Source organism: Methanothermobacter sp. K4, from assembly GCF_022014235.1.
Taxonomy (GTDB): Archaea; Methanobacteriota; Methanobacteria; order Methanobacteriales; family Methanothermobacteraceae; genus Methanothermobacter.
Window position 1 is genome coordinate 1 of sequence record NZ_JAKLTD010000007.1, and the last position, 1,379, is coordinate 1,379.

Consider the following 1,379-nt stretch of genomic DNA (forward strand, 5'->3'; position numbering starts at 1 on the left):
TGGATTGGGCCCGTAGCTCAGACTGGGAGAGCGCCGCCCTTGCAAGGCGGAGGCCCCGGGTTCAAATCCCGGTGGGTCCATTCCTGTTTGGTTGGTGCAGCCGCCCATTCGTGTGTGGGATGTGGTGGTGAAGTTGGAATGATTATGGTGATTTCCATGCATAGGAGAAACCCTGATATTGGTTAACCCAAAAACTGGCATTAACCGATCAGAGAGCAGCTGGTGATGAATTGCACCAAACCCTAGCTTTTTTATGCCGTCTGGGGGATGGCTTGGCTTGAGTCGCTGATGAAGGCCGTGGCAAGCTGCGATAAGCCCAGGGGAGGAGCATGCATCCTTGGATCCTGGGATTGCCGAATGGGACTTCCCAGCCAACCCTTTGGGGTTGTGCTACTCCCTGTTATGGGGAGGGGGAACCCGCCGAACTGAAACATCTTAGTAGGCGGAGGAAGAGAAAGCAAATTTGCGATGCCGTGAGTAATGGCGAATGAAAGCGGTGCAGGACAAACTGAACCCCTTCGCAGTGATGTGTTGGGGGATGTGGTGTTGTGGATCGGGTGCATATGGGGGTGCCGGGTGTGTGGTGTTGAACTTGGGCTGGAATGCCCGGGCCGTAGAGGGTTAAAGCCCCGTAGATGCTCATGTCTGGCCCCCTGCACCTTTCCTGAGTAGCGTCCATTGGATATTGGGCGTGAAGCTGGGAGGCATCGACTCCTAATCCTAAACACGTCTCAAGTCCGATAGCGAACTAGTACCGTGAGGGAAAGCTGAAAAGTACCCCTGATAGGGGTGTGAAAAGTGCCTGAAACCAGGCGGTGACAGCCCGGCACGGCATGGAAGGAATGTGGCTGCCCCTGTAAGAAACCATGGTAACATGGGAGTATGTGTGGGTGGTTGAACAGTGTCGTGTCGTCCGTCTTGAAACACGGGCCAGGGAGTTTAGTGGTTGTGGCGAGGCTAAGAAGTGTGTCGCTTTGTAGTCGTAGGGAAACCGACAGGTCCGCAGCAGCCTTTGTGCTGTGAGGGACGGGGTCTTAATAGGGCCTGGAGTCACAGCTCTAAAACCCGAAGCCGGTCGATCTAGCCCTGGGTAGGGTGAAGTCGCTCTTACGAGTGATGGAGGCCCGCAGGGGTGTTGTCGTGCGAAACATTCCTCTAACCTGGGGTTAGTGGTGAAAGGCCAATCAAGGCCGGTGACAGCTGGTTCCACCCGAAATGGCTCGTAGGCCAGCCTGACTGGAGATTGGTGGCGGGGTAGAGCACTTATTGGGTGTTTAGGGGGAGAGATCCCTCGGCATCCTGTAAAACTCCGAACTCGTCACCGTCGTTGAAGGTTGGAGTCAGGGGCGCGGGGTAAGCCTGTGTCCCGAGAGAGGAAC

1 tRNA gene and 1 rRNA gene (1 of these 2 running past the window's edge) are annotated in these 1,379 nt (G+C 55.8%); both read left to right on the forward strand.

What is annotated here, in order from left to right:
• Window positions 1-6 precede the first annotated feature (6 nt).
• Window positions 7-80 (forward strand) — tRNA-Ala (locus L5462_RS09220).
• A 159-nt stretch (window positions 81-239) separates the two neighbouring features.
• Window positions 240-1,379: ribosomal RNA gene (locus L5462_RS09225) — 23S ribosomal RNA — on the forward strand; its annotated part runs 1,984 nt beyond the window's last position; the annotation flags it as partial.